Origin of the sequence: Salinicola lusitanus (assembly GCF_038648475.1) — a bacterium.
Classification (GTDB): Bacteria; Pseudomonadota; Gammaproteobacteria; order Pseudomonadales; family Halomonadaceae; genus Salinicola; species Salinicola lusitanus.
This window is the reverse complement of sequence record NZ_CP151919.1, coordinates 3147903-3168414: the sequence shown is the minus strand read 5'-3', so window position 1 is coordinate 3168414 and position 20512 is coordinate 3147903. Positions and strand designations below refer to the sequence as shown.

The 20512-nt window shown below is 60.2% G+C and carries 19 protein-coding genes and 1 pseudogene; 1 reads left to right on the top strand and 19 read right to left on the bottom strand.

Going from position 1 to position 20512, the window contains the following annotated elements:
- Nucleotides 1-14: 14 nt before the first annotated feature.
- From AAGT95_RS14290 to AAGT95_RS14260, 7 genes are all read right to left on the bottom strand, one after another.
- Nucleotides 15-1007, bottom strand: coding sequence for a c-type cytochrome (locus AAGT95_RS14290; RefSeq protein WP_342594236.1), 993 nt, complete (start codon nt 1005-1007; stop codon nt 15-17).
- Nucleotides 1000-1809: a c-type cytochrome gene (locus AAGT95_RS14285; protein ID WP_342594235.1), complete on the bottom strand. Its 810-nt coding sequence runs from the start codon at nt 1807-1809 to the stop codon at nt 1000-1002. Before AAGT95_RS14285 ends, AAGT95_RS14290 begins: the two co-directional genes overlap by 8 nt.
- Complete coding sequence (locus tag AAGT95_RS14280) at nt 1806-2507, bottom strand: cytochrome c (protein WP_342594234.1); 702 nt, start codon at nt 2505-2507, stop codon at nt 1806-1808. The genes AAGT95_RS14285 and AAGT95_RS14280 overlap by 4 nt, the downstream gene beginning before the upstream one ends.
- Nucleotides 2504-3124, bottom strand: a complete 621-nt coding sequence (locus AAGT95_RS14275) for a cbb3-type cytochrome c oxidase subunit II (RefSeq protein WP_342594233.1) — start codon at nt 3122-3124, stop codon at nt 2504-2506. Before AAGT95_RS14275 ends, AAGT95_RS14280 begins: the two co-directional genes overlap by 4 nt.
- Nucleotides 3121-4710: a cbb3-type cytochrome c oxidase subunit I gene (locus tag AAGT95_RS14270; RefSeq protein ID WP_342594232.1), complete on the bottom strand. Its 1590-nt coding sequence runs from the start codon at nt 4708-4710 to the stop codon at nt 3121-3123. The genes AAGT95_RS14275 and AAGT95_RS14270 overlap by 4 nt, the downstream gene beginning before the upstream one ends.
- Nucleotides 4711-4945: 235 nt before the next feature.
- Nucleotides 4946-5518: a DUF5134 domain-containing protein gene (locus tag AAGT95_RS14265; protein WP_342594231.1), complete on the bottom strand. Its 573-nt coding sequence runs from the start codon at nt 5516-5518 to the stop codon at nt 4946-4948.
- A gap of 145 nt (nt 5519-5663) precedes the next feature.
- On the bottom strand, nt 5664-5858 hold the full coding sequence (locus AAGT95_RS14260) for a DUF6691 family protein (protein WP_342594230.1): 195 nt from the start codon (nt 5856-5858) through the stop codon (nt 5664-5666).
- On the opposite strand from AAGT95_RS14260, the pseudogene AAGT95_RS14255 reads away from it, so the two are divergent.
- Nucleotides 5858-6611, top strand: a pseudogene (locus AAGT95_RS14255) (IS5 family transposase). The gene AAGT95_RS14260 and the pseudogene AAGT95_RS14255 sit on opposite strands and share 1 nt — an antisense overlap.
- 45 nt (nt 6612-6656) lie before the next feature.
- Here the strand turns inward: AAGT95_RS14255 and AAGT95_RS14250 are convergent.
- From AAGT95_RS14250 to AAGT95_RS14195, 12 genes are all read right to left on the bottom strand, one after another.
- Nucleotides 6657-8120 carry a multicopper oxidase domain-containing protein gene (locus AAGT95_RS14250; RefSeq protein ID WP_342594229.1) on the bottom strand — a complete coding sequence of 488 codons (1464 nt, stop codon included), beginning with the start codon at nt 8118-8120 and terminating at the stop codon, nt 6657-6659.
- A 733-nt stretch (nt 8121-8853) separates the two neighbouring features.
- On the bottom strand, nt 8854-9261 hold the full coding sequence (locus AAGT95_RS14245) for a DUF6691 family protein (RefSeq protein WP_073434299.1): 408 nt from the start codon (nt 9259-9261) through the stop codon (nt 8854-8856).
- Nucleotides 9258-9719, bottom strand: a complete 462-nt coding sequence (locus tag AAGT95_RS14240; RefSeq protein WP_073434298.1) for a YeeE/YedE family protein — start codon at nt 9717-9719, stop codon at nt 9258-9260. Before AAGT95_RS14240 ends, AAGT95_RS14245 begins: the two co-directional genes overlap by 4 nt.
- A gap of 99 nt (nt 9720-9818) precedes the next feature.
- Nucleotides 9819-10259, bottom strand: a complete 441-nt coding sequence (locus tag AAGT95_RS14235) for a TIGR01244 family sulfur transferase (RefSeq protein ID WP_342594228.1) — start codon at nt 10257-10259, stop codon at nt 9819-9821.
- 41 nt (nt 10260-10300) lie between these two features.
- Nucleotides 10301-12094 (bottom strand): SulP family inorganic anion transporter, encoded by a 1794-nt coding sequence (locus tag AAGT95_RS14230; RefSeq protein WP_342594227.1) that lies wholly within the window; start codon nt 12092-12094, stop codon nt 10301-10303.
- Between the two features lie 16 nt (nt 12095-12110).
- A complete protein-coding gene (locus AAGT95_RS14225) occupies nt 12111-13397 on the bottom strand; it encodes an FAD/NAD(P)-binding oxidoreductase (protein ID WP_342594226.1) in 1287 nt (428 codons plus the stop codon).
- 58 nt (nt 13398-13455) lie between these two features.
- Nucleotides 13456-14370: an MBL fold metallo-hydrolase gene (locus AAGT95_RS14220; RefSeq protein ID WP_342594225.1), complete on the bottom strand. Its 915-nt coding sequence runs from the start codon at nt 14368-14370 to the stop codon at nt 13456-13458.
- 238 nt (nt 14371-14608) lie between these two features.
- Complete coding sequence (locus AAGT95_RS14215) at nt 14609-16834, bottom strand: SNF2-related protein (protein WP_425356025.1); 2226 nt, start codon at nt 16832-16834, stop codon at nt 14609-14611.
- A gap of 90 nt (nt 16835-16924) precedes the next feature.
- Nucleotides 16925-18103: a DUF6094 domain-containing protein gene (locus tag AAGT95_RS14210; protein WP_425356024.1), complete on the bottom strand. Its 1179-nt coding sequence runs from the start codon at nt 18101-18103 to the stop codon at nt 16925-16927.
- A 14-nt stretch (nt 18104-18117) separates the two neighbouring features.
- Nucleotides 18118-18714 carry a hypothetical protein gene (locus tag AAGT95_RS14205; RefSeq protein ID WP_342594223.1) on the bottom strand — a complete coding sequence of 199 codons (597 nt, stop codon included), beginning with the start codon at nt 18712-18714 and terminating at the stop codon, nt 18118-18120.
- 75 nt (nt 18715-18789) lie between these two features.
- Nucleotides 18790-19941, bottom strand: coding sequence for a DUF3275 family protein (locus AAGT95_RS14200; protein ID WP_342594222.1), 1152 nt, complete (start codon nt 19939-19941; stop codon nt 18790-18792).
- 112 nt (nt 19942-20053) lie between these two features.
- Nucleotides 20054-20452 (bottom strand): hypothetical protein, encoded by a 399-nt coding sequence (locus AAGT95_RS14195; RefSeq protein ID WP_342594221.1) that lies wholly within the window; start codon nt 20450-20452, stop codon nt 20054-20056.
- Nucleotides 20453-20512: the final 60 nt, after the last annotated feature.

Genomic DNA, 20512 nt, shown 5'->3' with positions numbered 1-20512 from the left:
ATAAACGTTGTTTTTCACTGCGACTTATCAACGTCGCGCGGATCTATTGGACGATCCTTGCTGGTGATATAGGCCGCCACATCCCACGCTTCCTGATCGGTGAGACTGTATGGCTTGCCCAAGGGCATGTTGGCCTTGATGAAGCCGGCCGCCGTACTGGTTCTGTGCATGCCAGCTCCCCAGTTGAAAGAGCGCTCGCCCCATAACGGCGGGAAGATTGTTCGCCCATTCAGGTCCTTAGTCCCCTGACCCTCATCACCGTGACAGGCGGCACAGTTGGCGGCAAATACCGCTTCGCCCCGCTCCTTATCCGTGCCCAGTTCGGTTTTCTCCAGCTCCGGATAACCCGCACCAGGCAGGTGCGTGTCGATCGGCGCACCCTGCGCGAGCCAAAAGAAGTAGCTTTCCAGATCCTTGTATATCTGGCTGCCACGAGGCGGCGGGCCACCACTGGGAGAATCCTGCGCATTCATGGAGTAGGTGAAGCAGCCATGGACGCGATCCTCCATCGTATTGATCATTTCATTCTTGGACCGGTAAGCCGGATACTTCACTGCCGCCGCCCACATGGGGGCCGCATTGGGTCGGCGCCCGGCATCGAGATGACAATTGGTACAGGCGAGATCGTTGCCTACGAAATCAGCCGCATTGGTTCCCGTATTCGTGAATATCTCTCGCCCCCGGCGAACGGCTTCGCCAAATTCACCGTCCGGAATCTCCCGATCGAGCGAAGGTTGAAAATAGCCGTCTCGGTCGACCGGCACACCCATCGGAGGTTTGCCAGGATCCGTCCTCCATGACGCCATGTCATTGGAGAAAGACTGGCGTTCCTGAGAGGCATTCTGAGCGTTCTGCTCTCCTCTATCGAGCGGTGGCTCACTGCGCAGAAAATGATTCCACCCTCCCTGCGTAGCGAAAAGAAACCCGACGATCAGCAGTACCAGCGCGACGATCGCCCCCAACAGGATACGCTTACCCAACGAGGCCTGTAGTCCCAGCTTACTCATCGTTGTCTCCTGACTGATGGGCCTGATCGGCCGAGCCATCTACCGGGTTTGCCGCGTTTCCCTCGGTCCTTGGCTGTGGAGGCACCAGGCCAGCCAGGTAATCGGACACGGACTGCATGTCCTGCCGGGAAAGTTGACCGGCAACGGACTTCATTAATCCAATGGGGGAGTTCGAACGATCACCGTTGTGCCAGTCATTGAGCTGGGTGAAGGTGTAGACCGGATGTTGTCCGGCAAGCCCCGGAAATATCTCTCCGACACCCCAGCCTGACGATCCGTGGCACGAGAAACAGGCGGGCGCATCGATACTCCAATCGCCTTCCAGTGCAAGCTGGCGCCCCCTGTCGAGGTCGCCATTGAACGCTGGCTTGGCGCTGGGCGGTGTCTCGAGACCGGCGTAGTAGTGGCCCAGCGCGATCAACTCATCCGAGCTCAACCCCTTGACCACGAACTGCATGTTGTCGTTGTAGCGCGCGCCTGACTGATAATCATTGAGCTGCTTGATGAGATAGCCGGCAGGCAATCCTGCGAGACGGGGTACATTGAGGCTTCCTTCACCGCCTTCACCATGACAGGACGAGCATGCCCATTCGTCATTCGATCCGGAGCCCACCAGATCGGCTACACCTTCATCCCCCAAAGGGTTGGGCTTTTCCGCATAGCGTTGCGCGATCTTAGGGTCCGGTAGTGTTGTTCGAGTGTCGGCACTACTCGTACCGGCCGAACTCAAAAGCCAGTAACCGCCCCCGACAGTGATCAGAAGCGCCGACAGCAGAAGTGGAAAAACACGTCCTGACTTCATTTCGCGGCCTCCTTCGAGCTCGTCGCTCTACCTTCATCCGCGGTAACGCCTTGCGACGCCATGATCGGGAATTCGACCCGCAGCGCCTTACCCCCGCTCCAGGGCTCAAAGGAGGGGCCGTAGCGCGACTTCAGGCTTGCGACTTCCTGAGCAGACAGCTGCCGAACGTCCTGCTCGCCGCTATCGTCGTCCCAGCGGCTGCGGACGTAATTGACGATCCCGGCGATCTCATCGTCGTTGAGGGTCGAGCCGAACGTCGGCATTTTTCCATTGAAGGTGTTGCCTTTTACCTCGATGGGACCCTCGATGCCCCGAATCATGATGCTGGCCATTACCGCAGGATCCGCCGCCACGAAAGGCGAACCGGCCAGCGGAGGGATCGCATCGCGCATGCCCACTCCATTGATCTGATGACAGGTTGAGCAGTTGGTCACGAAGAGGGCTTCTCCGCGGGAATGATCCGGCTCTTCCTGATTGTCCGCTAGTGAATTCTCGGCGTTGCCGGACGAGGACACGACTTCGGTTGGTGTCTTGTCGGCATATCCTGATGCCGTGAAAAGGGTATACGCCCCCCAAGCGATCAGCGCCATGGCCACGGCGAACAGTGGCCAGGGAATCGGATTGAAATTTTCGGACGGCTCATACCCTTTCCTGACCGTACCGGAGATCGTTCGTATGCGCGGCTTGCGACTGGTCATGATCCGCCCTCCTCATGATCGAATCCGTTGTCGCGCAGCTCGGGGTGGCTCACCGGATAGGTGTGGTCCAGGCTCAACAGATAGCTGACCAGATCCAGAGCCTCGCGCTTTGCAACCACGGTCTTGCCGTCCGGACGAAAGTCGGCCGGCACCGGCACGACGACATCACCCGCTTCTGCACGGTCCTTAAACTCGAACAGATAGGGATACGAGGGCATGATGCTCTGTGGCGTGATCGCGCGTGGATCGAATAAGTGGGTCAACTGCCACCCTTGTGAAGGCAGACGAGCACCAACATTGAAAAGATCCGGCCCGGTTCGCATCGTTCCAAGCTGATGCGGCGCATCATAAACGTAGTCTGCAGCCGTCGACGGTCGCCCCCACCCACGCAGGCCATCCGGGCCTTGTGATGGAGAGCGTGGCTGTTGGGTATGACAGTACACACAACCTTCGCTGACGTAGATATCCCGACCCCGTTGCTCCGAAGCGGTATAGGGCTTCAAACCTGCGGGTGCCTCGATGCCCCAGATTTGCGCGGCGGGCACACCGACCAGAAGCAGAGTGGCGAACCCGAGAATCATGAGCGCCACGACGATTAACGGTAAAGCGCGGTTCATGATTCAGCCCTCCCGACCGTTGTCGCATTCGCTACGCTCGGCGAATTCAGATAGCTACGAGACCGCCGCCACAACTGGATGAAGTTGTAAACGAAGACGAGATGGCCGAAGGTCATGAGTCCGCCACCGATCGAGCGCGCAGTCAGGTAGGGCTTCATCAATTCCATGCTTTCCAGAAAACTCCGTGCCGGATCGAGCATGGCCAGACCTTGCAGCCAGCCACCGATCGTCAGCGCCACGAAGTAGATCACGAAGCCGATGAAAACGAGCCAGAAATGGAGTGCAATACCGCCACGTGAGGGCCACTCCTGACCGACGACCCGGGGCAGGATGTAGTACATGGCCCCGAACAGTACCCAGGCAACGAAGGCGTACGCCCCCATGTGGGCATGCCCGACCGTATAGTGGGTAAAATGGGTGATGGTATTGATGGCACGAATCGCTTCCATGGAACCCTGCACGGAAGCCAGCGTATACATGATCGCGCCGACAGCGATGAAGCGAAACGGCAGGCTTTCCTTGAGTGCCCAGGGATTACCCAAGCTCAATACATGCTGATTGATCGCCACCGCAATCACAGGAACGATCATCATCACCGACTGCACGACAGAAAGGGAAACCACCCAGGTCGGTACCGGCCCACCGATGAGGTGATGCATTCCCACCTGGCTATAGAACAGTGCCAGCGCCCAAAATCCGATCAGTGAGAGGCGATAGGAATAGATCGGCTTGCCGATGATCTTGGGCAAGAAATAGTAGGCGGCTCCCAACCCGAGAGGCGTCAACCACAAACCGAGAACGTTATGGGCGAACCACCAGTTGGTCGTCGCTTGCTGAGCCCCGTGGTGGATACCGGGCACGTTGGCCAGCAGAAAAAGCACGGGAAACCACATCAGGCCGGCAAGGTAGTACCAGCCGGACACATAGATATGGTGGACATGGCGGTGCCTGACCGTCACGACTAGTGGAATCGCCAGAAGCGCACCAGCAATGGCAAGGCCGATATCGATCTGCCAGGGAATTTCCAGCCATTCCAGCCCGTCGGTCCAGCCATGCGCGATCGCACCGACGCCCAGGAAAAGACTCACGTTCCATAGGATGGCGCCAACCAGGGCCAGTTTCACCAGTCGAGCTTCCGTCTTGAAAATGGCGGGGACGACCCAGTAGGCCACGCCGACACCACTAAGCGAAAGGAAGCCGTAAGCGACGCTATTGAGATGCATGGTCCGCATACGGCCAAAAGTCAGCACGTCCTGACTGACCAGAAACTCGGGAAGATGCAGCTTCAACGACGCAATCAGGCCAAAGAACGAACCAAAAACAAGCCAGAAAGCTGCCGAGCCGAACATGAAAAGAAGCAGAAAACGATAACGCCTCTCCAGAGCCGGAGCTTCTAGAGCGGAGGAAGACGATCGAGAGGAGGTCGAATCATCGAATGAGGGTTCTTTCCCCTCCTCGAATATGACCTTGGCGTCTTCCTGTGTCACATGCAGCTGCTTAGAGGATATCGCCCAGATGAGTGCCAGCATCGCGCTCATGGAAGCGACGAAGCTAAACGCGAGCAGCGTTCCTATCGTAATATTCATGTCATTTTACCCACGTATTCCCTTGCCATGCGGTGATCCCCTCCCGAGCCCCGGCTGCTTTTGTTGTCTCAGCTCAGGTATATTTTATTTTGATATATGGTAATAACCAAAAATCTAATTGATATTAGCCACTCGTCGTAGACGCTTGAAAGCGTTCGGTGGCGAAAAGCGATTCATCAATGATTCTTGAATGTAATCCTGGGCTATTGCCGTAGACGGAAACACCTACCGCCTGTCACACGTGCATGAATCCAACCATTAGTGCCATGCCGAAACTCATCGAAATCTGACTCGTGGCACCAATCCAAGCTTTGCGATAAGCAGCTGAGCCGACGGCTTTTTTCAACCACACAAGGCCCATCAGAACGAAAACGGCTACCCACACCCACTGCATACGATGCCCGAGAAACAGCGTCATCGAAGTCATGAAAGTCGAACCGGAGTGGCGAAGCATGACCGACAGCATCCACACCATCCCCAGCATCATCAGGCTCTGGAGCATGAGATGAGGCCAGCGCGGAGTCACCCCGCTGTGTTTGCTGCCATCGCCCCATTCCATCACTGCCAGACCCAGAAACCAGAGGCTTGCCAACCCAAAAACGAACATCTGCCACCAGAGAGCGCTCATCCTCCATGGGGTCAACATCACCAGCATTCCGGCACACATCAAGAAATGACATGCGTGGCAACAGCGATCAACGAGGCCTCTTTCACCTGCCATTGCGTATAGGCAGTACAGCGCCGGCGCTATGAACAGGATGATCAATATTACATTAAGCAACAGTCCATACGGGGCGTGCATGCTCATTCCATCACTCCAGAAAAGCCCTGTGCGACCTCGAATGGCCTCTTCGAAGAGGTTGCCCAATCAGATTTTAATTTGCCGTCACACGGAGCGAAAAAGGACGGTGGCACGCCAACATTAAGTGAAGATGAACGCCGCGCTAACTCGATCAATGGCTCGGAGCCACTTGCCTAGGGATCCACCAGCCCAGCACCAGCGCCACAAGAAACGCTACCAGCGGCCAGCTCAGCCCCGGAAGCGAGACGACCGCAGGCCCCGGGCAATAGCCGGAGAGCCCCCAGCCGATACCGAAAAGCGCCGCACCGCCCAGCAGCCGGGCATCGAAGTCATGCCGAGTGGGCAATTGAAACCGGGATTCGAACAGCGGCGCTTGGCGGCCGACCGCCCGTTTCCAATCGGGCAGCCCTGACAGGCATCCTGTTCGTCCTGCGCTCGGGTATCCCTTGGGAGATGCTGCCTCAAGAGATGGGCTACGGTTCCGGCGTGACCTGTTGGCGGCGCCTGCGCGACTGGCAGGAAGCGGGCGTCTGGGAACGCTTGCATCAGACGTTGCTGGAACACTGGCAGCACGCGGATTAACTGGATTGGGAGCGAGCCTGTATGGACAGTGCCTCCTTACCGGCAAAAAAGGGGCTCAGCGATCGGCCTCAACCCGACAGACCGAGGAAGACCGGGCACCAAGCGGCACCTCCTGACCGATCACCAGGGAGTCCCATTGGCTGTACTGCTCTCGGGAGTCAACATGCACGATAGTGTGCCATTAACGGCGCTGCTCGATAGCGTTCCACCAATGTCGTCGGGGCGACCGGGGCGACCGCCGTCGCCCCGACAAACTCCATGCGGACAAGGCGTACGATCATCGCCGTTGCCGCCGAGCCTGTCGGCGGCGTGGCATTCAGCCCCGTATTGCTCGTCGAGGATCGAGAATAGTCAGCGACTCGGATGCTATCGCTGGGTTGTCGAACGAACCTTTGCCTGACTGGGCCGGATGAGGCGACTCAACACGCGCTATGAACGGCGAGTCGATATCCATTATGCCTTTACGTTGCTGGGCTGCTCCCTGGTCTGTTTGAACAAACTTCAAGGCAGGTTCTGAAAGGTACTCTAGGCCGCCCAGTATCGGCAGCCTGAGCCAATTGGTTCAACTGACAGAGAACTGGCCCATCATCCCGTTATCCTCGTGTTCGAGGATATGGCAGTGGTACATGAAGGGAGCGTTTTCCGCCGGCTGCAGGAACTGCACGAGCAATTCGACGGGCTCCTGGACCACGATCGTGTCCCTCAGCCCTTGGTCTCTAATATCCGGGGGCGAGCCGTTTCGGCTCAGAACGGTAAAGTGCACACCATGAATGTGGAACGGATGGGCCATCATCGCGCCGGAGACTTCCCAGATTTCGGTGTCTCCGAGGCCGACGCGTTCATCGACCCGCCCTATGTCGAACGAGCGCCCATTGATGCCGAATCCTCCCGATCCGCTGCCCATCATGCTACCCATGCCCATGCCCATGGTCATTTCGAAACGGCGTCGCCGTATGGCCGTCGATGGATCGAGGCGCTCATGGGTCAACAGCTGCTCGGGCACCTTGACAACAGAGGTTTCAGCGCCCTGAGGCTCGAATCTGACGACGGCATCTCTTTCACCCCCGGTCAAGTCGGCTGTACGCTCCATCATGCGCATCCTGGGGACATTACTGTCCGGCCCGGTTGCCAGGGTAACGGGCCGGCCATCAGAGAAGTCAACGAGGATTTCGGCGCGCTCGCCGGGCGCCAGGCGTAGCGAGCGCAACTCGACCGGCCTCTCAAGCAAGCCGCCTTCGGAAGCCATCCAGTGAAAGGGCCGGCCATCCGTGAATGCCAAATCGAAGAACCTGGCATTGGCGCCATTGACCAGCCGAAGACGAACCAGCCGGGCGGGAACCCGAGCAAACGGATTGATCGTTCCGTTTACCATCAAGGTATCGCCTCGGCGTCCGTGCATCCTCGTCCTCATGCCCTGCGGAAGCACGAGGGAGCCGTTCTCGAATTGGCGGTCCTGCATTATCAAGGGGATATCATCGACACCATACTCCGAAGGCAACTCCAGGGCCTTTTCCTCGTCATCGGTGACGATCATGAGGCCGGCCAGCCCGGCATAGACCTGCTCCGCCGTACGACCATGGGCATGCGAGTGATACCAGAGCGTTGCCGCTGGCTGGCGGATGGGGAGCACGGGTTGCCAGGTGGCCCCGGTGGGTATCGTCTGGTGAGGGCCCCCATCAAGCTCGCCGGGAATCAACAGGCCGTGCCAATGAACGGTGGTATCTTCGCTAAGTGCGTTGGTAACAGCGACTTCCACGTCATCGCCACGGTGGACACGCAGCGTGGGGCCAAGATAGCTCCCGTTATAGCCAAGCGTTTCGCTTTCTCGCCCAGGAAAAAACGATGTCTTTCCGGGTTGCACCCTCAGCGAAACCGATTGGCCGTGATGGCGGGCATCGATTAGCTCGGGAATCTTCAATTCCCTGGGCTCGGCGGCGTTTGCCAGCCGCCATGCGAATGGGCCAGCCAACGCAACGCCTCCTGCTAGAGCTGTCGCAGTCAGAAAAGACCGGCGCGTCAACTTCATAAACTGTCGCTCCTGGAAATAACGCGAGAAAACAGGGGCATGTGTCGAGCCAATACAGCTATCACTTGCAACTCAATCTCGCGCCAAAGAAAAGAAACATCGACACCGGAGTAGGAATTATTATCCAGCCCATCTTTCGTCACCTCACCTGGCGTGGCGAGTCGATAACGAGTCATTGCCGACAAAAGCCTGGTGAATAGGTATCAATAAGTTCCGGTAGAACGACGCCCATGGCCAGCGGAGTGGCCTTCATCAGCAGCACCATGGTGGCGTAGCCCACCCCGCCAAAGTCAGCATTAATCCCCCGCTCTTAAAACTTGAAACCAATCTATAAGCCGCCCTGCAGCACGAATGGCAAGCCCAGTCGCTCCAGAGGTACATTGACCTCGGCGTAAAGACCCAAGGCTCTTGCGACGTATTGTAGCACTTCGCTGATCTGATCCGGCTCGCTGGCAGCTTGAGTCAGGTTGAAGACCGCCTTTTAATCCTTGGCTGATAACTCAGGTCCTGTGCAGGTTGGGAGCGAATCTGGCCCACGCCATCGATCACGGGCGTCTTGAAGGACAGCTCCGCTGCCAGTGCACTTGCATCCACCAAGGAACTTCCCAGCATGGCAACCAAGGCAGCAGTCATAAGTCGCGAAGTAGAGTGCATGTTATGCTCCCTATTTGGGTGGGTGGGGTGATCGACTTATGTTGAGCTATTGCTGAGGTCCGTAAGTCTTTCCCCTTTCTCAGCGCGAGACGACTCGGGCCAGCCACCAGCCGACTACCATCGCAACCAGCATCGCCATGAGGGGAGCGCTCAGCCCGACAAACGAGGCGACCGCCGGCCCCGGGCAATAGCCGGAGAGGCCCCAGCCGACACCGAAAAGCGCCGCACCGCCCAGCAGACGGGCATCGAAGTCATGACGAGTGGGCAATTGAAACCGGGATTCGAACAGCGGCGCTTGGCGTCGCCAAACCAGCCGGTAACCGATGAAGGTGGTGACCACGGCGCCACCCAGAACGAACATTAGCGTCGGATCCCAGTCGCCGGCCACGTCGAGGAAGTCGATGACCCGTGCCGGATCGGTCATGCCGCTGATCGCCAGTCCGAGCCCAAACAGCAACCCTGCCAGATAGCCTGCCAGTGCTTTCATGATGCGCCTCCCAGCCAGTGACGCGACACGAACACGGTCAGCATGGCGACCAGCACGAAGACGAGCGTCGCGACCATCGACCGGGGCGAAAGCCGCGCCAGGCCACACACACCATGACCACTGGTACAGCCACTGCCGATACCAGTGCCTACGCCGACCAGAAGACCCGCGATCACCATTAACCCGACACCGCCCGCCGGCGCGCCGATGACCTCATTAGGGGCACCGGCAACATTACCGAGCTCCCCACCCAGCAGCATGAGCACCATAGGGCCGCTAACCAGGCCCAGCAGGAAAGCCAGCCGCCAGCCTGAATCGCCCCGGGGTCGCTCCAGCAGGAGCCCCGAGAGAATGCCACTGATGCCGGAAATACGTCCCAGTGACCCCATCAGCCAGATGGCAGACAGGCCGATAAGAATACCGCCCACCGACCCTGAAAGACTTGCCTCTATATCCAAATGTAGCTCCATGAAACTATTCGCGTTTCAAGAAAATGTGGCGTTTCGAAAAATGCTGCACAGCCCTGTCTGGCACCGGGGGCTTGTCGGTCGGCGTGCTTAGTGCCCTGAGTTCGCCTGGCTTGCCTGCTGCTCGAGACGTTCACGCAAGGGCTCAAGATCATAACCGGCGGATTGTGCCGCCTCGATGAGTTCAGGAACGGGGCGATGCCCTGCCTGCGACAAAGCCCAAAGGTGAGTAACGCGCTTGCCCGAACGGCAAAATCCAAGAATCGGCCCAGGCGCTTCACTCAGGATACGGCCGAACTCATCGATATCACCCTGCGAATATTCACCCGGCTTGACCGGGACCTGATGCCAGACCATGCCCAATGATTCTGCCTTGCTTTTCAGGGCATCAGGATCTGGCTGATCCTCACTCTCGCCCCGTGGACGATTGGAGAGGATCGTGCAAAACCCCTGAACTGCCAGTTGCTCCAGCTCTTCGAGTTGGGGCTGCGCGGTGACGCTCAATCGCTCATCAAGTGACTTGATTTCCATGATTCCCTCGTCTTGCTCGTTTGGTGATGACGTTGATGTCATCAACCGGCTGTGACAGATTGACCGGGCGTCGGTGATTCGATACAGGGATGGCTCAGCGGCGCAGAGCCACGGCCGTGCAGCTCGCACCAGGCATCGAAGGTGCTCAGGAAAACGCGGCCATTGAGCGTTTCGAGCAGTTCAGTGCGACTCAGCCGATCCATCACCGGGCCTTTCACTTCGGCGAGATGCAGCCCGATCTGCCGGTCTCGAAGACGCCGATTGAGCGCCTCGAGACTTTCCAGCGCCGTGGCGTCGATGACGTTGATCGCCTGACAGGCCAGCACCAGATCCCGTGGCGGCGGATCGCGAGAGACCACTGCCGTGACCAGGTCTTCCAGGTGGCGGACGTTGGCGAAGTAGAGGCTCTCGTCGACGCGCAGAATGGCAACCCCGGCGTCGGTCTCCACGGCGTGACGGCGGACGTTGCGAAAATGCTCGGTGCCGGGAATGCGGCCGACTTCCGCACTGTGAGGCCGGCTGGTGCCATAGAGATGCAGTGCCAGCGACATGGCGACGCCGACCAGAATGCCCACGTCAACGCCCAGCATCAGCGTCGCCAACGCGGTCGCCGACATGGCGATGCCCTCTCCGCGGGCATAGCGCCAGACGCGCCTGAACGCCGCCAGATCGATCAGCGAGACGGTAGCGATGACGATGGTCGCCGCCAGCGTCGCCATCGGCAGTTCCCGCAGCCAGGGCGACAGAAACAGCATGGCCAGTGCAATGCCAACGGCGGTTAACGCGCTGGAGGCCGGGGTGCGCGCCCCGGCATCGAAATTGACCACGGAGCGGGAGAAGCCGCCGGTGATCGGCATGCCGCCAGTGAAAGCCGCCGCCAGATTGGCTCCGCCGAGCCCGATCAGTTCCTGGTCAGGATCGACGCGCTCACCGCGGCGCACCGCCAACGCCTGCGCCACCGAGACCGACTCCACGTAGCCGACGATGCTGATCAGCACCGCCGAACCGATCAGCGATCGCCACAGCTCCGGCTTCCAGTCGGGCATGGTCAGCGGTGGCAGACCGGCGGGGATCTCGCCGATGACGGCCACGTCGCGGCCCAGCCATCCCGCCGCGCCGGCGACCAGCGCCGCCAATACGATGGTGGCGATGGGTGCCAGCTTGACCAGCACGCCAGCCACACGGGCCGGTACGTGACAGCGTTCCAGCGCGGACTTGCCCCATCGTCGTATCAGCCACAGCAGCAGCAGTGACCCCAGCCCGATGATCACGGTCGGCAGGCTGACACCGTTCAACGCCGTGGGTAGCCGGGATAACAGCGCCGGTAGCGTCGAACCGGAGAGATCGATACCGAGCAGCTGTTTGAGCTGGCTCGCCGCGATCAGCACGCCCGAGGCGCTGACGAAGCCGGTCATCACCGGGTGGCTCAGAAAGTTGACCAGAAAGCCCAGCCGACAGAGACCCATGATCAGCAGAATGGCCCCGGAGAGCAGTGCCAGCACCAGGGCTGCGGCGATGTAATTCGGCGATCCCGACTCGGCAACCTGCGAAAGCGCTGATGCCGTCATCAGAGACACCACCGCCATCGGGCCGACGGAGAGGGTCGCGCTACTTCCCAGCAGGGTATAGACGACCAGCGGCACCAGGCTCGCGTACAGCCCCACCACCGGCGGGAGTCCCGCGAGCATGGCGTAGGCCAGCGCCTGCGGGATCAGCATCAGCGCCACGATGATGGCCGCCAGCAGATCCTCGCTCAGCAACCCGCCGTTGTAACGCCGCCCCCAATCCAGGATCGGGAGCCAGCGTGCCAATCCGGCTTTTTGCGGCTGATTCATGATCTGTCGACCTCGATCAAGTGCGCGCCTGCGGCTTGGCTAGCCATTCATGCCCCTTGAGCATCAGATTCCAGTAGATGAAGGGGAGCTGCTGCGCCTTGATGTTCCAGCCGAGCCGGGTCGGCCGTGTAGCCTGGTTGATCCATGACGGGAACGTCGGCTGCAACTGGCCGCCGTAACCAAATTCCGCCATCACCACGCGCCCCCGTTCGACCGTCAGCGGGCAGGCGCCATACCCTGCATAGCCGGAAGGCATCGAATTGCCATCGAGCACGGCCAGCAGATTGCCCGCCACCACCGGTGCCTGCTTGCGCACGGCCGCAGCCGTCTTGGCGTTGCCGGTACCGCTAGCATCGCCCAGACCGAAGACATCGCTGAAGCGGTTGTGCTGGAGTGTTTCGGCGTCGAGGTCGAGCCAGCCACCCTCGTTGGCCAGCGGCGATTCGCGCACCAGCCGTGGGGCGCGCTGAGGCGGCACGACGTGAAGCATGTCGAAATCGGTCTCGATCTCTTCGCTGCTATCCTCACTCGTGACGCGAAAACGCGCCTTCTGGGCCGGGCCGTCCACAGCGATTAGGTTCTGCTGGAACTGCTTGTGGATGCCGTAGCGCTGCACGTACTCATCCAGCGCTGGCACGAAGTCCGAGACGCCGAACATCACACCGCCGGCATTGTAAAAATGAACGTCGATATCCTTCAGGAGACCTTGTTTCTCCCACTCGTAACAGGAGAGATACATCGCCTTCTGTGGCGCGCCAGCGCACTTGATCGGCATCGGCGGCTGCGTGAAAAGCGCCTTGCCTCGTTTCATGGACTGAACCAATGACCAGGTATAGGGCGCCAGATCGAAACGGTAGTTCGAGGTCACGCCATTCTTGCCCAGCGTTTCCTCCAAGCCGTCGATCGCCTGCCAGTCGATCTCGAGACCCGGCGAGACCACCAGCGCCCGGTAGCCAAGCATCGACCCGTTGCTCAGCATGACCTGGCGAGTATCCGGCAGTAGCCGTTCCGCGGCGGTCTGGTACCAGGCCACGAAGCTCGGCATCACCGAGTGCATCGAACGCCGGGTCTGCTCCGGGGTGAACACGCCACCGCCGACCAGCGTCCAGCCGGGCTGGTAGAAGTGATCCTGTGCGGGCTCGACGATGGCGATATCGAGATCCGCACGGCGTTTGTGAAGACTCGCGGCGACCGCGATGCCTCCCGCCCCACCGCCGATGATAACGATGTCATGGCGCTTGTCGGTCGCGGCTGTCGACTGATTCGTGACTGTCGATTCGTTCATGTCTGTCGATTCGTTCATGACTGGCTCCCTTTGGTCGATTCGGCGCGGCGCAATAGCGCTCGGCGACAACGCCTTCTCACTCCCACGCCGCACCTTCCAGGGCGTCGAGCGGCAATTTCAGATAGCGCTTGCCGTTATTTTCCGGTTCGGGGAGACGGCCGCCGAGAATGTTGACCTGCAGCGCGTGCAGGATCAGCTTCGGCATCGGCAGTTCGCTGTCGCGACGGTTGCGCAGCTCGACATACTCGGCCTCGCTGCTGTCGCCCAGGCGATGCTTGTTGGTTTCGCGCTGCTCGCGCACCGTGCTTTCCCACTGCGGTTCGCGGCCGTCGGGCATGTAGTCGTGACCGGTGAACAGGCGAGTTTCGTCGGGCAGCGCGAGGATCGCCTGGATCGAGTACCACAGCTGGTGCGCACTACCGCCGGGGAAGTCGGCACGGGCGGTACCGAAGTCGGGCTGAAACAGGGTGTCGTGAACGAAGGCGGCATCGCCGATCACGTAGGTGATCGAGGCCAGCGTATGGCCCGGCGAGTGCATCACGCGGCACTCGATCTCGCCCAGTGTGAAGGTGTCCCCTTCGTCGAACAGACGATCCCACTGGCTGCCGTCGTCCTTCAGGTCCGGCCAGTGGTAGATCTCCTTCCACAATGCCTGCACCTGCGTCACCGGCCGGCCGATGGCGGTGGGCGCGCCGGTCCTGTCATGCAGATAGCGCGCGGCGGAAAAGTGATCCGCGTGGGGATGGGTATCCAGAATCCACTCGACCCCGAGCCCTTCGCGCTCGATGTAAGCCAAGAGCTCATCGGCCTGGAATGTCGCCGTGGCGCCGGACTTCTCATCGTAATCGAGCACTGGATCGATGATCGCGCAGCGGCTCGTGGCGGGATCGCTGACGACGTACTGAATACTGAAGGTGCGAGGATCGAAAAAACCGGCGACATCGGGGAGACCAGTATCCTCATTGCCTCGTGATAGAGCGTAGGTGTTCATAAGAGCTCCTTGAAAGAACATGCCCCCAGGTTAGCTTAGAAATAATTCTAACGTTAGATCGTTTTTGAATATACCTAATAACCACGAAGATATTTCTATGCTTTTAGCGCATAAGCTTCATTTGCTAGGAAGAGGTAGATGCAACACCAGACGAAAACTGAATATCTGCCTTATTCCTATACGCCGTTCAAACAGAAAACCCCTCCGGAGAGGGGTTGGATTTGATGTGCATGAAGCATCAAGCGACCAGCTGACGGGCCAGCTCCATCTCGACCGACTCACCATCGCTGTTGAGCGCATCGAGCCCGGACTCGGGGATGTCCCCGGACGTGCTCTGCGCCACGGCGATCTTGCTGGCCATCAGTCGCAGACAGGCGATCTGTGAGGTCTCGGCGTAGCCGAAGAACACCACACGCACCGCCCGGTGCTGACCGATACGCCACGAGCGCCGAGCCGCTTGCTGCAGCGTGTATACGTTCCAGCCGGTCTGCATGAACGCGATCGTCGGGAAGTCGAGAAGATCCAGGCCGGTTTTCACCAGCTCCGGGTTGGTGATCAGTACATCGATCCCTTTCTCGACCTGATCCGCGATCCAATCTTCCCGCCGACTGGTGTCGACGCTCGAGCGCAGCACGGCCACCTTCAGCCCCGCCTGCTCGAGCACCCGCTTCAGGCGACTCGTTGTGTCGCGCTTGCCGGTGTAGGTGGAATAGACCAGCACCTTGCGGCCCTGGGCTTTCTCCGACCGACATAGCTCGACCAGCTCGTCCTCCTTCGGCATCGTCGACGTCTCGTCGAAGATCGACTTAGTGAAGTTGATCAGCTCCCGCGAGCGCGGGTGCTTGACCGTCTCCGGCCGAAAACAGCAGTCAGGCCACGCCAGCAACACGTTGAGCACCACGCCCAGCAGTGTGGTGTCCTTGCGTGCCAGCGCCTCTTTCAACGCCTGTGTCAGCTCTCCAGAGAGCCTCTCATAGGCGCTGGCCTGGCCGGACGACATCGGGACTTCCACGAACTCCTCGTCATACGGTGGCAGTACATCGCCACCGATGTCCTTGAGCTTGAGAAAGACCGTGAAGGGCAACACGTAGCGCAGTATGCCCTTGGGACCGAAACCTGGTGCCTTCACCGTGCGCACCGAGGTTTTCCGCCCCTTCGCCGTCTTGTGTCCAGCGCCCTCGCGCTCCGAGTAGATGTCTTTGAGAACACCGTGCTCGCGCATGAAGGCCATGGACGCCGCTCCCAAAGAATTGCTCTGGGGACGGTAGCCGTCTTCGATCATCACCGGCGTCAGGATCCGGAAGAGCAGGTAGAACAGATCGTCCGCGTAGCCGCCCATCAGCGTGCCGGTCAGCAAAAGCGTCTTGCGTGCCTTTGCTGCCAGTACGCCCATAGCCTGGCCTTGGGCCGATCCTGCGTTCTTGTACTCATGCCCCTCGTCGACGATCAGCAGGTCGAAGAACTGATCGGGCAGGTAGCGCTTCACGAATTCGCTCGGCTGGAAACCGCCCTCACCGAAACCGAACTCGATATTCGCCATCGCCCGCTCCATTCTCGTCGCCTGTCGATCGTTGAACACCAGGTCGCCGTTCTCGTCCATCAGGTTGATGAACTCGTGCACGTTGTCGGCCAGCATCGACGAGAGAAACCCCTCGCCGAACTGGTCGATCAGTTTCTCCGATGTCACCTTGCCGATCGTCGGAATGCGCTGCAGCGCCTTGAGCACCGAACGACGGCGGGCATCCCCTCCGGGCTGCCGCTGTCGTATGAGTGTCCAGAGCTGGCCACCGCATCCGGTGCATGCTTGCTGACGCTCGGTCTGCTGAAACAATTCGAACCGAATCGGCTCATTGTCGTTGTCGAGGATCATGCGGCCGCAGTCCGGACACGCGGCGAGGCGACCGGCAATGGTACGCTTCGGGGTGGCCACCGGGATCCAGTGAAACCCCATTCGCATCCGCACGCGCCCCAGCACGAAGAACTCCGGCCGGCTACCGTCTGGCTGTCCCAGTTGCTCCCTCAGCTTGAGCAACTTCGCCAGCGTGTCCGGCCCATTAAGTACCCAGACCCGAGCCTCGGGCACCGTCTCGAGGATCTCGCGCCGCCACTTGTAGACCAGGTGCGGCGGAGACACGATCAACGATCGACGATAGCCTTCGGTCGCCATCACGGCGGCGACGGCGATCGCCATCATCGTCTTGCCGGTCCCCATCTCGGCGTTAATCACGCCGGCACGCTCGTTCTGATCCAGCAGCAGCGCGCAGATCGCGTGAACGACATCCGCCTGTGCCGGAAACGGCTGGCGTGCCAGCGCGTTCATCACCGCCTGTCGCGCCAGGTTCCCTCGGCCGTCGTAGACCGGAGGGTGGGTGTGGTTAAGCGTATCCAGAAGACCGTCGCCGAACTCGTCGATGAAATCGTTGAGCGCGATGACGTTATCCGGTGCTGTGCATTGCATGTTCATGTCCATCTCCAAAGAAAACGGACAGAACACGCCCCTACGGGCGGTATTCTGCCCGTAGGGGTTGGCTCGCCCTGGGGCGAGCTTGGTTGGTTATGCCGTCTCGGCGTCCGAGTCGGTAGATTCAGATTGTGCCGGAGCATCCTGCGCCGGCGTCGAGGTGATCTTGAACAGTCGCCCCTTGTCGGGAGAGTCCGGCGTCACGTCCCAGGCCATGATGGCCGGCACGAAACGATCGGTCAGAATCCGACGCTCGCTGATGTTGCCATCGGCGTCCTCACTGAACTCGACCTTCGAGGACTTCTCCTTGAAGGTGTCGCCCTTCACGACCAGTTGACGTCCCGACCGCGAGGTCACGATGCCCGATATGCCTCCCGCTGCCAGCGACAGCGCGAGGTGCCAGCTCGAAAGCCGGCGCAGCGGACGTCGTTGTGTAACCCCATCGGTCCAGAACGCGAGGTTGAAATCGGGCCATAGCCCGCCCAGCTGATCGATCTCCTGCTCCAGCTGCTCGGGTTCCAGCGACATGCGGTAGCAGTGTGGCGCGCTGCCGATCGCCGGCGGCACATCATAGAGACCATCACACCAGATCGAAGACAGCGGCTCGGGCTTGAACTCTCCCAGCCCGATTTGCTGCAACATCTGCCTGATCGTTTTGGCCCTATCGTTTGCCAGTAGTGCATTGCGCTTCGTGCGAACGCCAAAGACGACAACCTGCTTGAAGGTATCAACCGCGGCCTTGAACGCAGTAACACGATCGAAGTGTTGGCTGACCCAGCTCGACAGCTCATCGTCGAAGACGTAGTGCGGCACGATCATCACCATGATCCCGCCGTACTGCAGCAGGTGAACACAGCGCTGGTAGAACAGTTTTTCCAGCCGTTGCCGGCCCTTGCCAGCATATCCCTTGCTGCCGCCGGTCTCGCTGACGAGATCGCCGTAGGGTGGGTTGAAGAACATCATGCCGAACGAGCGCGGCGAGATGACGGTATCCATCAGGTCCGACTGGATGCCGACATCGACCAGGCGCTGCATGTGGCGCGCCCGCTCGAGATCGTACTCGATGCCGTAAGCATCGGTTCGTTCTCGGCCCAGCCGGTGTGCGCTTTCCAGAATCGCGTGGCCTTCGCCGGCGCACGGATCCAGAATGCGCATCCGCTGGTCATGCGAGGTGCCCAGTGCCTGGAGGATACGATCGATCGTGTCCTCGTCGGTCGGGTAGTAGCCGTTCTTGGCGAAGTTGCGCGCCAGGCGTGGAAACATCAGTGCCATGATGGCCTCCGGGTTCATTGCGTGGCGAGATCGCCGGATTGAATGAGCTGACCGATAGCGTCCTGGACGCTGGCCAGCGAGAGATCGATCCAGACGCCAGATAGGCGCTCTGACTTCTGATCGAGCAGGCGTATCGCGCCTTGCTCGAGGAGCAGCTGAACGACCGTGGGTCGCCAGTGATCGAGCAGCGGAAACGCGGCGAGATCTCGCAGACGTGACCAGAGCATCGCGCTCTTGTCCTGTCGCGAGTCGCGCTCGTTGAAGATCGCGTAGCACTGACGATTGGCGCGATCCGGATCCTGACAGCGCTGATCGAACAGCCAGAGGTTCAGCAGGCTGCCGAACCGCGTCTGCCGATAGGTCCGCGTCGTACGTTTGGCCATGCGCTCACGGTCCAGCTGTAGAGCGACCGACTGGCCATCTCGCTGGAGCGTGATCTCCGTCCAGCCACCTTCGGCGATCGGCAGGGTCAGCTTGGCCATCAGTTCGTGAATGGCAGTATCCCGCCCCCACAGGGACAGGAAGACCGCGCGGTCGCCATCGGCGACATAGCTATCCAGAAAAAGCTCCGGCGCCTCCTCGAGACGCCAGAGCGGGGTTGCAGGTGACATGCTGCCTCCATCGACAAGGATGGGGACGAGCTGCCCCCAGGGGCAGTCATCGCCCCCGGGGGTTGAGTGTCAGATTCAAGCCGCTGCGGCAGCTGAATAGGTCCAGGTTTGTGACGTGGCATCGAATGCGTAGCCCATCTGCTTCAGGCGAGTGACCTGGGCACGGAAAGTACCCCGATCGACCGTGGGATCCAGCTTGACGCTATCGCCCAGCGGCCATTGGTGCCCGAACAGCTCGATGTCCTGATCGTCCGCCTGCGGTCGGCGCTTCGATGTGGCCTTGGCGCTCTCCTCTTGCGGTTGATCCGTCGATGCCGGCGTGCGGTTTTCCTGATGCGTCTGCTTCAGGAACTCCGCTGCCAGACGTGCCGCGCCCGTGGCGCGAAAGATGGCTTTCTTGTCTCCCTGCAGCACGCTGATCCAGCTGGCGATGTAGGCGGCGTCGAAGGCCTCGTTGCGAATACCGAAGTGCCCGCACAGAAAGGCAGAGCCCAGCTGCGCGACCAGCTCCTCGAGCGCGTAGCGTTCGGAACCGAACGGCTCGGGATCGGTGACCCCAATGCGTGCCAGGCGTGATTCGTGCCCGGTGGCATGGGTCAGTTCATGCAGTGCCACGCTGTAGTAGCTATCCCCGTCGTGGAATCGCTCCTTCGCGGGCATCAACACCCTGTCCTGCCGGGGGTAATACCCTGCAATCTCGCGATCCAGCGAGTGCGTGACCTTGATGCCACAGCCGTCGATGAAGTCGTCCAGCGCATCCACGCTGTCGAATCCCTCGATCGACGTCGCCGGCGGATTCGTGACCTCATCGGGCAGACCGTCACACTGATCCACGTTGAACAGATTGAAGCCCCTCAAAATCGCGAAGTGCTGCTCCTTGGGGTTGCCCTCGTCGTCGAGCACCGGCTCACCGGCGTCATCGACGATCTCGCGCTTCAAAGGCTTGTAGAAGCACGCGAGCGTGCTCTTCGCACCCTTGCGTACCGTACCCCCGGCCTCTTTCGCCTGGCGAAAGGTGAGCCAGCGGTCCTGGGAAAACCCGCGAGCCTCGGCCTCGCCCCAGAGCAGAGGCACGTTGATGCCGCTGTACTGGCGACCGGAGACGGCGTTACAGGGTATGAGTGGCGTTCGGCGGGACGGATCCCAGGGCTGTCCGATACCGGGCAGATGCCCTTGCTCGAGACTGTCCAGAATCCGATCGGTGATTGCCTGGTAGATGTCGGCCATCGTCGAAACCTCATGATGACGACCGAGATGCCCCACCGGGAGCGAATCCCGGTCGGGGTGGAATAGGAAAAAGCCCGTCGAAACGGGCTTATGGAAGTGGAACAGCGTGTGTTCAGGCAGCCAGACGATCACGTCCGGACAGCGAGAACACCAGCGCCTGCTTGCCAAGCTGATGCTCCAGCTCGACATGGACACCGACGAACAGCGGTAGCAATAAGCCCCCGGTTCGATGCGGTGCCGCTATGTCGAGATCAAGCGATCGACTCCCTGCAGGCGCTTTTATCAGCTCGTCACGAGCCTGCACCAGAAACGCATCGAGGCGTTCGATCCAGTGCAGATCCTCAAGCGCTGAATGCGATGTGCCAGCCGTCTCGAAGAGAGTGACCACCTCGTTGATGAGGGGCTGCTCCATCTGCACCATTACATCGCGACGATCGGGGCAAAGCCCCAAACGTTGCGCCTTGGCGGTGAGATCGATACGGACGTTGGCGTTGTGCGTGTTGCGATTCATGGGTACTTCTCCTCGGGAACAAAAAAAGGGGAAGCGCCTCGCCCCAGGGGGAAGGAAACT

Excerpts from the sequence above, each read along its gene's own strand:
- AAGT95_RS14290 (WP_342594236.1), bottom strand. The coding sequence starts at position 1,007 with ATGAGTAAGCTGGGACTACAGGCCTCGTTGGGTAAGCGTATCCTGTTG.
- AAGT95_RS14285 (WP_342594235.1), bottom strand. The coding sequence starts at position 1,809 with ATGAAGTCAGGACGTGTTTTTCCACTTCTGCTGTCGGCGCTTCTGATC.
- AAGT95_RS14280 (WP_342594234.1), bottom strand. The coding sequence starts at position 2,507 with ATGACCAGTCGCAAGCCGCGCATACGAACGATCTCCGGTACGGTCAGG.
- AAGT95_RS14275 (WP_342594233.1), bottom strand. The coding sequence starts at position 3,124 with ATGAACCGCGCTTTACCGTTAATCGTCGTGGCGCTCATGATTCTCGGG.
- AAGT95_RS14270 (WP_342594232.1), bottom strand. The coding sequence starts at position 4,710 with ATGAATATTACGATAGGAACGCTGCTCGCGTTTAGCTTCGTCGCTTCC.
- AAGT95_RS14265 (WP_342594231.1), bottom strand. The coding sequence starts at position 5,518 with ATGAGCATGCACGCCCCGTATGGACTGTTGCTTAATGTAATATTGATC.
- AAGT95_RS14250 (WP_342594229.1), bottom strand. The coding sequence starts at position 8,120 with ATGAAGTTGACGCGCCGGTCTTTTCTGACTGCGACAGCTCTAGCAGGA.
- AAGT95_RS14245 (WP_073434299.1), bottom strand. The coding sequence starts at position 9,261 with ATGAAAGCACTGGCAGGCTATCTGGCAGGGTTGCTGTTTGGGCTCGGA.
- AAGT95_RS14235 (WP_342594228.1), bottom strand. The coding sequence starts at position 10,259 with ATGGAAATCAAGTCACTTGATGAGCGATTGAGCGTCACCGCGCAGCCC.
- AAGT95_RS14230 (WP_342594227.1), bottom strand. The coding sequence starts at position 12,094 with ATGAATCAGCCGCAAAAAGCCGGATTGGCACGCTGGCTCCCGATCCTG.
- AAGT95_RS14225 (WP_342594226.1), bottom strand. The coding sequence starts at position 13,397 with ATGAACGAATCGACAGACATGAACGAATCGACAGTCACGAATCAGTCG.
- AAGT95_RS14220 (WP_342594225.1), bottom strand. The coding sequence starts at position 14,370 with ATGAACACCTACGCTCTATCACGAGGCAATGAGGATACTGGTCTCCCC.
- AAGT95_RS14215 (WP_425356025.1), bottom strand. The coding sequence starts at position 16,834 with ATGAACATGCAATGCACAGCACCGGATAACGTCATCGCGCTCAACGAT.
- AAGT95_RS14210 (WP_425356024.1), bottom strand. The coding sequence starts at position 18,103 with ATGGCACTGATGTTTCCACGCCTGGCGCGCAACTTCGCCAAGAACGGC.
- AAGT95_RS14205 (WP_342594223.1), bottom strand. The coding sequence starts at position 18,714 with ATGTCACCTGCAACCCCGCTCTGGCGTCTCGAGGAGGCGCCGGAGCTT.
- AAGT95_RS14200 (WP_342594222.1), bottom strand. The coding sequence starts at position 19,941 with ATGGCCGACATCTACCAGGCAATCACCGATCGGATTCTGGACAGTCTC.
- AAGT95_RS14195 (WP_342594221.1), bottom strand. The coding sequence starts at position 20,452 with ATGAATCGCAACACGCACAACGCCAACGTCCGTATCGATCTCACCGCC.